Annotated in this window: 9 protein-coding genes and 2 rRNA genes (1 of these 11 only partly in view); 4 read left to right on the forward strand and 7 right to left on the reverse strand. The window is 60.1% G+C overall.

The genetic code is table 11. From position 1 onward, the window contains the following. The first annotated feature begins 103 nt into the window (after nucleotides 1-103). The gene (locus R3E49_RS03940) at nucleotides 104-2,440 is read left to right on the forward strand and encodes a Tex family protein (protein WP_371293860.1); all 2,337 of its coding nucleotides are present in this window, start codon (nucleotides 104-106) and stop codon (nucleotides 2,438-2,440) included. Nucleotides 2,441-2,442: 2 nt separating this feature from the next. Here the strand turns inward: R3E49_RS03940 and R3E49_RS03945 are convergent, their stop codons facing one another. From R3E49_RS03945 to R3E49_RS03955, 3 genes are all read right to left on the reverse strand, one after another. Next, nucleotides 2,443-3,402 (reverse strand): hypothetical protein, encoded by a 960-nt coding sequence (locus R3E49_RS03945; protein WP_371293861.1) that lies wholly within the window; start codon nucleotides 3,400-3,402, stop codon nucleotides 2,443-2,445. A 71-nt stretch (nucleotides 3,403-3,473) separates the two neighbouring features. Further along, the gene (gene arfB / locus R3E49_RS03950; RefSeq protein ID WP_371293862.1) at nucleotides 3,474-3,911 is read right to left on the reverse strand and encodes an alternative ribosome rescue aminoacyl-tRNA hydrolase ArfB; all 438 of its coding nucleotides are present in this window, start codon (nucleotides 3,909-3,911) and stop codon (nucleotides 3,474-3,476) included. A gap of 71 nt (nucleotides 3,912-3,982) precedes the next feature. Next, entirely contained in the window at nucleotides 3,983-4,201 is a 219-nt protein-coding gene (locus tag R3E49_RS03955; RefSeq protein ID WP_371293863.1) for an EF-hand domain-containing protein, read from the reverse strand. Between the two features lie 227 nt (nucleotides 4,202-4,428). Between R3E49_RS03955 and R3E49_RS03960 the strand changes: the two genes are divergently transcribed. Next, nucleotides 4,429-4,695 carry a ferrous iron transport protein A gene (locus tag R3E49_RS03960; protein WP_371293864.1) on the forward strand — a complete coding sequence of 89 codons (267 nt, stop codon included), beginning with the start codon at nucleotides 4,429-4,431 and terminating at the stop codon, nucleotides 4,693-4,695. Continuing rightward, on the forward strand, nucleotides 4,692-6,524 hold the full coding sequence (locus R3E49_RS03965; protein ID WP_371293865.1) for a ferrous iron transporter B: 1,833 nt from the start codon (nucleotides 4,692-4,694) through the stop codon (nucleotides 6,522-6,524). The genes R3E49_RS03960 and R3E49_RS03965 overlap by 4 nt, the downstream gene beginning before the upstream one ends. Nucleotides 6,525-6,528: 4 nt before the next feature. Here R3E49_RS03965 and R3E49_RS03970 read toward each other — a convergent pair whose 3' ends face one another. Beyond that, on the reverse strand, nucleotides 6,529-7,632 hold the full coding sequence (locus R3E49_RS03970; protein ID WP_371293866.1) for a MipA/OmpV family protein: 1,104 nt from the start codon (nucleotides 7,630-7,632) through the stop codon (nucleotides 6,529-6,531). Between the two features lie 335 nt (nucleotides 7,633-7,967). Between R3E49_RS03970 and R3E49_RS03975 the strand changes: the two genes are divergently transcribed. Beyond that, entirely contained in the window at nucleotides 7,968-9,236 is a 1,269-nt protein-coding gene (locus R3E49_RS03975) for a choice-of-anchor F family protein (RefSeq protein ID WP_371293867.1), read from the forward strand. A 122-nt stretch (nucleotides 9,237-9,358) separates the two neighbouring features. Here R3E49_RS03975 and R3E49_RS03980 read toward each other — a convergent pair whose 3' ends face one another. From R3E49_RS03980 to R3E49_RS03990, 3 genes are all read right to left on the reverse strand, one after another. Then, nucleotides 9,359-9,754 (reverse strand): hypothetical protein, encoded by a 396-nt coding sequence (locus R3E49_RS03980; RefSeq protein WP_371293868.1) that lies wholly within the window; start codon nucleotides 9,752-9,754, stop codon nucleotides 9,359-9,361. A 429-nt stretch (nucleotides 9,755-10,183) separates the two neighbouring features. Next, nucleotides 10,184-10,299 (reverse strand): 5S ribosomal RNA (gene rrf, locus R3E49_RS03985). A 209-nt stretch (nucleotides 10,300-10,508) separates the two neighbouring features. Next, nucleotides 10,509-12,817 (reverse strand): 23S ribosomal RNA (locus R3E49_RS03990); it runs 594 nt beyond the window's last position.

Raw genomic sequence — 12,817 nt, forward strand, 5'->3', positions numbered from 1 at the left:
CCCGGCTAGTCACGCACAAAACGACGAAAAAAACCAGATCGTTTTCGGCGCCGGGGTCACGCATAATGGCGCGCCGCGACACTACAGGACCGCACCGGACACCATGAGCAAGAGCATTTCCCAGCGTATCGCCGAAGAACTCGCCGTCAGCGAAAGCCAGATCAGCGCCGCCATCGGCCTGCTGGACGACGGCGCCACCGTGCCCTTCATCTCACGCTATCGGAAAGAGGTCACGGGCGGGCTGGATGACACGCAGATGCGCCACCTTGATGAACGCCTGCGCTACCTGCGGGAACTGGACGAGCGCCGCGCAGCCATTCTCAAGTCGATTGCTGAACAGGACAAGCTCAGCCCGGCGCTGGAACAGGCACTGCTGGAGGCCGACACCAAAAACCGGCTCGAAGACCTCTACCTGCCCTACAAACCCAAGCGCCGCACCAAGGCGCAGATTGCCCGGGAGGCGGGCCTGGAACCGCTGGCAGAGGCACTGCTCGCGGATCCGCAGCAGAGCCCCGAGGCACTCGCCGAATCCTACCTGAACCCGGATCAGGGTATTGCCGATATCAAGGCGGCTCTCGACGGTGCGCGACAGATCCTGATGGAACGCTTTGCAGAGGATGCCGACCTGCTGGCGCGCCTGCGCAGCTTCCTGCTGGAGAACGCCCTGCTCGCTTCCCGCCTGGTGCCCGGCAAGGAAGCCGAGGGCGCCAAGTTCCGCGACTACTTCGAACACACAGAGCCGCTGGCAACGACGCCTTCGCACCGGGCACTGGCCATGTTCCGCGGACGCAATGAAGGTTTCCTGCAGCTCGACCTGCTGCTCGACCCGGAAGAAAAGCCGGGAGATGCACACCCCTGCGAAGCCATGATCGCGGATCACTGGTCGATTCGCGACGCCGGACGCGCCGCTGATCGCTGGCTGGCAGATACGGTGCGCTGGACCTGGCGGGTCAAACTGCTCAGCCACCTGCAGACCGATCTGCTCACGCAGCTGCGGGAGCGTGCCGAGCAGGAAGCGATTGGCGTCTTCGCCCGCAACCTGAAGGACCTGCTGCTGGCAGCACCCGCGGGAGCCCATGTCACGATCGGGCTCGATCCGGGTCTGCGCACCGGCGTGAAACTGGCCGTTGTTGATGCCACAGGCAAAGTGGTGGACCACGGCGCACTGTTTCCCCACCCGCCGCAAAAGCGCACGCGCGAGGCCAGCGCGGAACTGCTGCGGCTGATACAGAAGCATGGGGTCGAACTCATCGCCATCGGCAATGGTACCGCCAGCCGGGAAACTGACAAGTTCGTCGGCGACCTGCTGCAGGAACACCCCGAGCTGAACTGCCGCAAGGTCATGGTGAACGAATCCGGCGCCTCCATCTACTCCGCTTCGGAGTTCGCTGCGCGGGAGTTCCCCGACCTCGACGTGACCATACGCGGCGCTGTGTCCATTGCCCGGCGCTTGCAGGACCCACTGGCCGAGCTGGTGAAAATCGACCCGAAATCCATCGGTGTCGGCCAGTACCAACATGACGTCAGCCAGGTCCAGCTGGCACGCCAGCTGGACGCCGTCGTCGAGGACTGTGTGAACGCCGTGGGGGTGGACGTGAATACAGCGTCGGTACCGCTGCTGGCGCGGGTATCGGGCCTGAACCAGAATCTGGCCAACAACATTGTGGCACTGCGCGACCAGGCCGGCAGCTTCGCCAGCCGCAGAGACCTCCTGCAGGTGCCGCGCTTCGGCGAGAAAACCTTTGAGCAGGCGGCGGGCTTCCTGCGCATCAACAACGGCTGCAACCCGCTTGATGCCTCCGCCGTACACCCCGAATCCTACCCGCTGGTCGAGCGCATTGCAGAGCGCCAGCAGCGATCCCTGTCCAGCCTGATTGGCGACTCCGCATTCCTGCGCAGCGTGCGGCCCAGCGACTACGTCACCGAACAGGTGGGCCTGCCCACGGTACTCGATATCCTCCGTGAACTGGACAAACCGGGGCGCGATCCCCGTCCGGAGTTCCGCATGGCGAGCTTCCAGGACGGCGTCGAGAAGATCGCCGACCTGAAGCCAGACATGGTGCTGGAGGGCACGGTGACCAACGTGACCAATTTCGGGGCCTTTGTGGATGTCGGCGTCCACCAGGACGGCCTCGTGCACATATCGGTTCTCGCTGACCGCTTCATCAAGGATCCGCATGAGGTGGTAAAGGCCGGTGACGTGGTGAAAGTTAAAGTCATGGAAGTGGACCTGGAGCGCAAGCGCATTGCCCTGAGCATGCGCCTCAACGACAAGGCGCAGGACGCTGCACGCCAACCGGGCGGGCGGCGGCAGGAACCGCGAGGCGCCGGGCCAAAATCAGCCGCGCGGGGCAGCGCCACGCACAAGGCTGCCAGCAAGGGTGCAGAACCCTCAACGGCTCTCGCCGCGGCGTTTGCCAGGGCGCGCAGCGACCGCTAGGGTCAGCGCGAAGCGGGCGTTGTCCAGCCCAGCTTGACCGCGTCGAGGGTGATGTCTGCCGGGGGCCCACTGCCCACTTCGGCGGCGAGCCAGGGCAACAACACGTACAGTAGGCCGGGGGTACCGTGCAGTAGCGGCAGCGCAATGAGCAGGGTATCACCGGCACTGTTGAGCAGTAGCGCATGATCGGTGCGCTGCGGCAGCGACGTGCTCACCATCGCGGACCACTCCAGCGTCACGCCCTGGCGCATCTGCCAGCGCAATTCCAGCGCCAGGTTGTTCAGCTCAGCGAACAGCTGCTGGCACAGCGCACGCTCATCCACCAACCGACTGCCCGCGCGCTCCGCGGGCGGCGGGAATTCCACGCGCAATCCGCGCTGTGCACAGACATTGCCATCGCGCGTGAAACTCCACGTGGGCTCCGGCGTCTCTGCCGTGATGGGTATCGGTTCCTGTTTGGCGGCCTGCGGCGCCGTTGTTGGGGCCAACACGCGGGCACAGTCATTGTTTGCGCAGAACGCCGAGGCAATGCGCGCTTCCAGTACCCCCTGCTGGTCTCGGCGGGGGTGACTGAGCATAACGCTGGCAGCGCCCACCTGTATCGCCGGGTCCGCCAGCGGCGGCAACAGCAGCTGGACCGGCTTGTTTGCCTGCACCGCGCGCTGCAGGCGCAGCACCTCGCCCGCGTACTGTTCGACCGCGACCGCCCAGCCGAGAGGGCTGCGAGCGCCGGCTTCCCCATCTGCGGCCTGGCGCCGCGCCAGTGCCGCCTCCGCGAGCAGCACCTCGGCCAGTTCCATCAGCGCGATATCCGCAAACTGCTGCCGACCGGCGTCGTCAGCCGCCAGTTGCTCTACCAGACGCTGAAAACGGGAGGCTTCCATGACCGGCGTGGCGCCGGGCTCGGCCGCCATCCCCGCCATCCCCGCCATCAGTAGCGAGGCGACCAACACTCGATACAATGACGGTACCAGGTAACGGTCGCGGCGGTTGGTTGAAGCTGCCCACATACGCGGTCGACGCAGGAAAGGTATTATTCGTCTCCCCGCCTGACGGGACGGCGCTGGGCTTTGAGGGTGCCGCGCTGCTGCTTCTTATCCAGCCGCTTGCGTCTGGAGGCGAGGGTGGGCCTCGTCGGCCTGCGCGCTTTGCGCGGACGGCAGCACTCGGCGATCAACTCGGCAAGGCGCACCAGGGCGTCCTCCCGATTTTTCGCCTGACTGCGGAATCGCTGCGCCTTGATGGTAACGACCCCTTCTTCCGAAATACGGCTGTCCCGACAGGCAAGCAACGCGGCAATACAGTTTTCGGGGAGGGAAGACGCCACAGCATTGAAACGCAGGTGTATGGCGGTGGAGACCTTGTTCACGTTCTGCCCCCCGGCACCCTGTGCCCGAATCGCATGCAGTTCAACCTCATCCAGCGGCACGGCCAGCGTTGCGCTGATCTGCAGTGTGTCCTGTTCTGCCATGCAGTGTCGCACCTCGAATGTAGCGGTTCACGCGGCAGCTGCCGGGGCGTGCTGCGCTGAGGGTGGCGCGCCTAGCGGTCCTGGAACCAGGCGACAAACTCATCAAACTCGACCACGCCGCTGCCGTCGCTGTCGATGGCCTGGAACCCGACCTGTGGGTCCTCCCCGGGCTCGAGAGCATCCAGGCCTTCCAGCAATGCCGCAAACTCCTTCAACTCAATTTTACCGTCGCCATTGCGGTCAAAATGATCAAAGTTTTCCCGCAGTTCCTGCTCTGACACGTCGGACATTTTTTGACTCCTCACAAGTGCACCAGGGTGACAGTAAACACGTGGCTACGCTCCCGGCCAACCGCCAGTCTCTGGCACCGGTTCGCCAACACGTGGAGTATAATGGAGTAGCCCGCACATGATACCCGGCCCGTCGCCGAGGAAAACCCTTCCAAATGGGAATCGTTCGCGTTATGGTGCGCGCACAGATCGCGACAACCACTCCCCACACTCGGGTGACACCGCCAATGAAGAAAACGCAGCCCTCGGGGGCGCCGAAAACGCTGTGGTCACTGCGCCGCGGGGAACACTGTGCCATCGCCGGCTATGACGATCTGCTGGCAGAGGCCTACAAGGTACGCCTTATGGAGTTTGGCTTCTACCCCGGCGAAACGGTGTCCTGCCTGCAGTCCCCGGGGTTCGGTGCCCCCAAGGTCTACCGCGTCAACAACACCATTTATTCGCTGGATGACGAGATTGCGGATCACATTCTTGTAGAGAGTACCGGGCTGTGACCAAGGTCCTGCTGATCGGCAGCCCCAACTCGGGCAAGAGCATGCTGTTCAACCGCCTCACCGGGTTGTCGCAGAAGGTTGCAAACTTCCCTGGCATAACCGTCGATGTCGCCAGTGGCAAGTTGCAGGGTATGGACGATGTGTACCTGGTCGACTTTCCCGGCACCTACTCCCTGAAAGCGATTTCAGCAGAGGAAAAGGTGGCGGTGGCCCAGTTCGAAAAGGCCCTCGCTGATGCCGACGTCGAGCATGTACTGTGCCTGATCGATGCCACGCGGCTGGAAAAAAGCCTCTTTTTCACGCTGCAGGTAATCCGTGAGTGCGAATTGCACGACAAGCCGGTCACCGTGCTGGCCAACATGATCGATGTGCTGGAAGCGAACAATCTGAGCATTGACCTGCCGGCGCTGGAGACTGCAATCCACACCCGGGTGCTGCCGATTTCGGCACGTTCCGGCAAGGGGCTGGCGGAGATCTCCGAGCACATCAGGGCCACCCGCACGGCAGACAGGCCGCGGCAGCGACCACACCTCACGGGCACACCGGACGAGCTTCTCAGGGGCACCGCGCACCAGCTCGCGCAACGCCTTGGGCCGCGCGGTGATGTGCTGGTACGCACACAGAATCGACTGGATGCTTTCTTCCTCCACTCCCTGACCGGAGGTGTTGCGTTCTTCGGGATCATGTACCTGCTGTTCCAGTCGATCTTCACCTGGTCGACACCGGCCATGGATGCCATCGAGGGTTCGCTGGCGTGGATTGCCGACAGGATCGTACCGCTCATCGGCAGTCAGGTGCTGCAGGATTTTACCGCCGACGCGCTGTTCAGCGGCATCGGGGCATTTCTTGTCTTCGTACCGCAGATTTTTGTGCTGACGTTTGTGATTGGCCTGCTGGAGGATTCCGGCTACATGGCGCGGGCCACGCTGATCTGTCACAAGCCGCTGCGCTACTTCGGGCTGACCGGCAAGAGCTTTGTGCCCATGCTGTCCGGCGTCGCCTGCGCCATTCCGGGCATCTATGCGGCCCGGGCGGTGGACTCGCCGCGGAAGCGCCTGCTCACCTACATGGCCATACCGCTGATGCCGTGTTCGGCCCGCCTCCCCGTCTATGCCCTGCTGATCGCCGCCTTTATACCGGGTGACACGTTCCTCGGTGGCCTGGTGGGATGGCAGGGGCTGGCCATGTTCGGTATCTATTTCTTCGGCATGCTGATGGCGCTGATTATCACCGGCGTGGTATCCCGTGCACGAAAAGACCAGTTCGACGACCTGCCCTTCGTCCTCGAGCTGCCCCCTTACCGCTTACCGGGGGTCAAGCCGCTGCTGCGCAACGCCTTCAATCGCGCGAAGCACTTTGTGGTCAAGGCCGGCAAAATCATCTTTACGGTGACACTCGTGGTCTGGGTGCTGGGTTACTTCCCCAATTTTGGCGCCGACCTCGGTCAATCCTGGCTGGGCCACCTGGGCCGGTTGATCGAGCCGCTGTTTGCGCCCCTGGGCCTCGACTGGCGCTACGGCGTGGCCATCCTGACCTCCTTCCTGGCACGCGAGGTGTTTGTTGGCACACTGGGCACCATTTTCGGTATTGAGGGTGCCGAGGAAAACATGGTGCCCCTGGTCGAGCAGATCCAGAACAGTGATCTCACCGTCGCTTCGGGCCTGGCCCTGTTGGTGTTTTTCGCCATTGCCCTGCAATGCGTGTCGACAATGGCTATCCTGTCGAAAGAGGCGCGCTCCGGCACCCTGGCATTGAAAATGTTTGGCGCGTACTTCGTGCTGGCCTACGTGGCGGCCTTCCTGGTCTATCAGGTCGCCACGCTGTTCTAGGGAATCAGAAGGTGTAGGTGACAGCGGCGAAGCCCTTGATCACCTGATCGGTATCGACAATCGGGCTGTCTGTGATGTCGCTACCGAGCTGTTCCAGCGCTACATTGAACACCGCGCGCCAGTTTTCTGTGAATTCATAGAACACGCCCAGCCCCACTTCAGCGGTGAAGGTGTCGCTGAGGTGATAGGCCGGCCGACTTGCCGTGGCCGCAGCAGCCGGCACACCGAAATCGTGATTGGCCAACCCCCCACTGATCCAGTTTGCGCCTATACCCGGTGTGAGACGCAAATTTCCGAACTGGAAGCCGCGCGACAGGCGCGCCACAACGGACCCACCTCCGATCTGGTCGAGCAGATCGTGCTCGTAACCCAGATCCAGGGTGAAGCCTCGGGCGCCTTCGTAAACCAGTGCGAGGCCCCCCATCAGGGTGCTCTCGCGATCGCCCAGCCCGTCGAGTGCAGGACTGTCACTTTCCTCATAGGCGCCCACACGGTAGGACCCTGTCAATGCCAGCCGCAGGTCATCACTGCCCCACACGCCGTAGCGCAGGCTCGGCCCAACCCACTGCAGGCGCTCGCCGAAATAGGTCACTGCGGGGATCGGCTGAATAACGTTGGTATCGGAGCCGACATAGGGACTGCTGCGGCCAATAGCGCCCAGACCTACGCCCCACTGGCCGGTTTCGCCCAGTACCGCAAAGAGGGCGATGTCCAGGTCAATCCGGCTGCCCGGCTGCGCGGTGAACGCAGCTCGCTGAAAACTCGGCGGTCCTTTGGGTTGGTAGTTGTTCGACAGGCCAAGCGGCTCGCGGGGAATACCAATAAAGTTCCGATCCAGCGCCCGGTTGTTGTTTTCATCAAGGTAAACCAGTACCGCAATGTCGCCCGACGGCGCATCGGGAATGCGGTATTGCTGCCCGGTGCGGATCTCATACTGCAGCTCCCGCGCGGGCCGGCGGAACACACCGAAAGCATTGGGATCATCGTACACCTGCAGGACCAGGGTCCCCGTCTCAGGCAGATTACGGACCTGCACGACGATTTCACTGGCCCCCGCCGTCGAGGCACCCAACAGGAACAGCAGTAGCAGGTGTCGAGGGTATCGCATTGTGGCGTCTGGCTCCGCAACGAAGAAAGCGATAATCATTATCGCCGGGGCCGCGCCCTGGATAACAGCGATTTTCCGCGCATTCCTGCGCATGGCCACCGACGCGGAATGCGTTCGGGCGGGCACGCAGGCTGCGTCAGGCTTTTTTACACAATAGGTCCGACGCCCCATGCTGAGTACCCCCCCACCCCCTACAAACAGTTTATAACCATCTGTTATTTAGTTATTTCTAATGTAATGGCATGAACTCTGCTCGGCATTCGCTGTTGGCGCCCTACAATCCGTTTTGGCGCCACAGTCGCACATCGGCTCAGACAACGTTCAGGAGAACGACTATGAAAATGATGCACCACTTTCTGCAGTCATCGCTGGCAGTGGCGATAGCAGGAGTCACCTCGAGCGCCGCGTTCGGTGCCGCAATAGACAGCTGGGACCTCGGCAATGTACTCGGTTCAGGGCCCGACGCTGATGGGAACTACTTCAGTACTATTTATGATGCCTCGCCAACCAGCGGCGGTGCGACCAGCAGCGGCTACATCAAGTACGACCTCGATGAAGGCGCGGCACCCGGACTGAAGGTCGTGAGCGACGCACCCGCCGAAGACTCGACGTCACCGGTGGACAACTGCATCATGGCCGCTGGCGACTCCACCTGTAATGGGCCCTTCCAGAGCGGCAAGCGTTTCAAACTGGACCGCACCGGTTTCGAGCCTATTGACCTGGTGTTCAACCTGAGCGACGGCACACTTGCAGACGGCAATGATGGACTCTACAAGGTCTTCCAGAAGTACGGCAACAATACAGGCAGCGCCCTTGGCGGGTTCAATATCGGCTTGGGATTCGGCATCGGAGATGATTTTATCGCATCCACCGCCGACGACGGCTTGAGCTTTTTCAACTTCGGCGAAAACCCAAGGAACAGCGAGTTCAGCTCACTCTTTGCCCAAGGACTGTTTGGTGAGGACGAAGACCGTGGCCGCCTCCGAGGCTATTTCAGCGGGGAGCGCAGCGGCTTCAACCTGAACCTCGTGAACGAGGACCTGTTCCAGACCACGGGCCTGTTTGGCGACGAATACGGCTATGAGGCCCTGTTCGGTGACTGGATGTCCTATTCCATGACGCCCGATGGCTATTTCTACGACGATGACGGCGATCCGGCTACCGATAACGTCTTGATGGCGCACTACGATGCCAGCCTGGACAAATGGATCATGAACCGGGGTATTGATGGTGATGGCAATATTTTGCCCACCGCTGTTGGAAACGAAGGCGTTCAGTATGACGATATTGCCGCCGTGGAGGCCGCATTAACGGCGCAAGCGCTGGTGAGTGGTCTTGTTCTTTCGGCATGCGCTGACGTTCCTTTGGGAACTGCCTGCCTGGCTGGCACCGGAGCAATTGAGGACCTGGCCAAGTTTAACGTGACCTACTTTATTGATCCGGTGGGTTTTGACCTGGCTGACCAGAGCACCTTCACCTTGCGCCTCAGCGGCTCTGCAAGGGCGGTACCGGAGCCCGGCGCGCTCGCCCTGTTTGCAACGGGGCTGGGACTCCTGTTGGCTGGCTGGCGTCGCGCTGGCCGAAGCAAAACCACAGCTGGCTGAGTAACGCTATCTATACTTCTCAGCCGGAGCCGCTGGCGACGTAGCTCGTCGCCAGCGGCTTTTTATGTAACAGCTAATCAACCTGCACGACCAAAGCCAGACTGAACCCGGTTCTGACAGGCTCAGGACCCCTTTCCCTTGCCTGCCCCGGAATGGCCTGCCCCCGGTTGTCCTGAGCCCATATTCCTGCCCTGCCCCATGCCTTTACTACCGCTCATGCCCTTTCCGCTGGCGGAACCCGGTTCATTGGGCAATGTGATGCCCTGTTGGCGCGCCCGCTCTTGCATCAGATCATGGTGCTGGCTGCGAAAGGCGTCCCGTTGCTCCTGCGTGTCCATCTGCTGCAGCTGCTGATGATATTGCTGACGCTCCTGCTCACTCATGAGTTGCCCGCCAAAAACCTGCTCCTGGTTCTGAACTTGCTGCATCTCCATTGCAGGCTCCTGGCCCTGCGCCCACACAAGCTGCACGCCGAAAAGGCAGAACCCGGTAGCCATAGCAAACGATTTGATCTTCATGGAAACTTCCTTCTTGATAGTTGTCATTAGTAAGTCACTCTGGTCGACACGTACTGCTTCACAAAGCCGTGCGACCAATCTGGCTACACGTTACTTGCTGCATCGAGCGTTATAAGTCTAGACACAGACGTGACTGTCGTCTGTCTGCTGCCATACTTAGCCGACATACAACCCTGGTATTAAAACCTGGCGAGAGCCCACCCCTGCTTCACCCGGGTGTGAGCGTAGGTCAGCGCCTGTGTAACGCCGCTGCTGCGGCCATAAAAAACCCCGAAGCACAGTGTACTTCGGGGTTTGGGTTTAGAAGCCTGGCGAGAGCCTACCCCTGCTTCACACGGGTGTGAGCGTAGGTCAGCGCCTGTGTAACGCCGCTGCTGCGGGCCATAAAAAACCCCGAAGCACAGTGTACTTCGGGGTTTGGGTTTAGAAGCCTGGCGATGACCTACTCTCACATGGGGAGACCCCACACTACCATCGGCGATGCGTCGTTTCACTACTGAGTTCGGGATGGGGTCAGGTGGTTCCAACGCTCTATGGTCGCCAGGCAAACTGGCTTGACCGAGTCGGGTCTTACGCGCGCCTTGCGCTGCCCTCGTCTTGTCAAATAGGGTGGTAAATCAAGCTGATACCGCTGTTCACGCGCTGTACTGACGTACATCTCGCCATGACTACTGGCGCTTACATCCATCTCACTACGACTTGTCACAACATCCAGCGCTCGTGTGGCATACGCCACGCAAATCACTTGGATTATATGGTCAAGCCTCACGGGCAATTAGTACTGGTTAGCTCAACGCGTTACCGCGCTTCCACACCCAGCCTATCAACGTTGTAGTCTTCAACGGCCCTTCAGGGGGATCAAGTCCCCAGGGAGAACTTATCTTGGGAGGGGCTTCCCGCTTAGATGCTTTCAGCGGTTATCCTGTCCGAACATAGCTACCGGGCAATGCCACTGGCGTGACAACCCGAACACCAGAGGTTCGTCCACTCCGGTCCTCTCGTACTAGGAGCAGCTTTCCTCAAATCTCCAACGCCCACGGCAGATAGGGACCGAACTGTCTCACGACGTTCTAAACCCAGCTCGCGTACCACTTTAAATGGCGAACAGCCATACCCTTGGGACCGGCTTCAGCCCCAGGATGTGATGAGCCGACATCGAGGTGCCAAACACCGCCGTCGATGTGAACTCTTGGGCGGTATCAGCCTGTTATCCCCGGAGTACCTTTTATCCGTTGAGCGATGGCCCTTCCATACAGAACCACCGGATCACTAAGACCTACTTTCGTACCTGCTCGTCTTGTCAGACTCGCAGTCAAGCGCGCTTGTGCCTTTACACTAACCTCATGATTTCCGACCATGATTAGCGCACCTTCGTGCTCCTCCGTTACTCTTTGGGAGGAGACCGCCCCAGTCAAACTACCCACCACACACTGTCCTCGACCCGGATAACGGGCCTGAGTTAGAACCTCAAACATACCAGGGTGGTATTTCAAGGTTGGCTCCACAATGACTGGCGCCACTGCTTCAAAGCCTCCCACCTATCCTACACAAGTAAAGTCAAAGTCCAGTGTGAAGCTATAGTAAAGGTTCACGGGGTCTTTCCGTCTAGCCGCGGGTACACTGCATCTTAACAGCGATTTCAATTTCACTGAGTCTCGGGTGGAGACAGTGTGGCCATCGTTACGCCATTCGTGCAGGTCGGAACTTACCCGACAAGGAATTTCGCTACCTTAGGACCGTTATAGTTACGGCCGCCGTTTACCGGGGCTTCGATCAAGAGCTTCGCCGAAGCTAACCCCATCAATTAACCTTCCGGCACCGGGCAGGCGTCACACCCTATACGTCCACTTTCGTGTTTGCAGAGTGCTATGTTTTTAATAAACAGTCGCAGCCACCTGGTCACTTCGGCCAGCCCAGGCTCAGGGAGCAAGTCCCATCACCCAAACCGGCGTACCTTCTCCCGAAGTTACGGTACCATTTTGCCTAGTTCCTTCACCCGAGTTCTCTCAAGCGCCTTGGTATTCTCTACCTGATCACCTGTGTCGGTTTACAGTACGGTTCCTTCATAACTGAAGCTTAGAGGCTTTTCTTGGAAGCATGGCATCAACCACTTCGCGCTACCTCTCAGTAGCACTCGTCATCAGCTCTCGACCTGGGCCGCCCGGATTTACCTAAGCAACCAGCCTACTGCCTTAAACGCGGACAACCATCGCCGCGCTGGCCTAGCCTTCTCCGTCCCCCCATCGCATTATGAAGAAGTACAGGAATATTAACCCGTTTCCCATCGACTACGGCTTTCGCCCTCGCCTTAGGGGCCGACTCACCCTGCGCCGATTAGCGTTGCGCAGGAAACCTTGATCTTCCGGCGGGGAGGTTTTTCACCCCCCTTGTCGTTACTCATGTCAGCATTCGCACTTCTGATACCTCCAGCAAACCTCACGATTCACCTTCAACGGCTTACAGAACGCTCCTCTACCATGCGTGCAAGCACGCATCCGCAGCTTCGGTTACCAGTTTAGCCCCGTTAAATCTTCCGCGCAGGCCGACTCGACTAGTGAGCTATTACGCTTTCTTTAAAGGATGGCTGCTTCTAAGCCAACCTCCTAGCTGTCTAAGCCTTCCCACATCGTTTCCCACTTAACTGGTATTGGGGACCTTAGCTGGCGGTCTGGGTTGTTGCCCTCTCGACGACGGACGTTAGCACCCGCCGTCTGCCTGCCGTGATTGTACTCCTGGGTATTCGGAGTTTGCATGGGGTTGGTAAGTCGGGATGACCCCCTAGCCCAAACAGTGCTCTACCCCCCAGGGTAAGACACGACGCTCTACCTAAATAGATTTCGAGGAGAACCAGCTATCTCCGGGCTTGATTAGCCTTTCACTCCGATCCACAGCTCATCCCCGCATTTTTCAACATACGTGGGTTCGGCCCTCCAGTTAGTGTTACCCAACCTTCAGCCTGGCCATGGATAGATCGCCCGGTTTCGGGTCTATTGCCTGCAACTGTACGCCCTATTAAGACTCGGTTTCCCTACGCCTCCCCTACTCGGTTAAGCTTGCTACAGA

This window comes from Haliea sp. (assembly GCF_041395985.1).
Lineage (GTDB): Bacteria > Pseudomonadota > Gammaproteobacteria > Pseudomonadales > Halieaceae > Haliea.

What these genes read in the sequence shown, in the direction of transcription:
- R3E49_RS03940 (WP_371293860.1), top strand. Translation starts at nt 104, where the DNA reads ATGAGCAAGAGCATTTCCCAGCGTATCGCCGAAGAACTCGCCGTCAGC.
- arfB (WP_371293862.1), bottom strand. Translation starts at nt 3,911, where the DNA reads ATGGCAGAACAGGACACACTGCAGATCAGCGCAACGCTGGCCGTGCCG.
- R3E49_RS03955 (WP_371293863.1), bottom strand. Translation starts at nt 4,201, where the DNA reads ATGTCCGACGTGTCAGAGCAGGAACTGCGGGAAAACTTTGATCATTTT.
- R3E49_RS03960 (WP_371293864.1), top strand. Translation starts at nt 4,429, where the DNA reads ATGAAGAAAACGCAGCCCTCGGGGGCGCCGAAAACGCTGTGGTCACTG.
- R3E49_RS03970 (WP_371293866.1), bottom strand. Translation starts at nt 7,632, where the DNA reads ATGCGATACCCTCGACACCTGCTACTGCTGTTCCTGTTGGGTGCCTCG.
- R3E49_RS03975 (WP_371293867.1), top strand. Translation starts at nt 7,968, where the DNA reads ATGAAAATGATGCACCACTTTCTGCAGTCATCGCTGGCAGTGGCGATA.
- R3E49_RS03980 (WP_371293868.1), bottom strand. Translation starts at nt 9,754, where the DNA reads ATGAAGATCAAATCGTTTGCTATGGCTACCGGGTTCTGCCTTTTCGGC.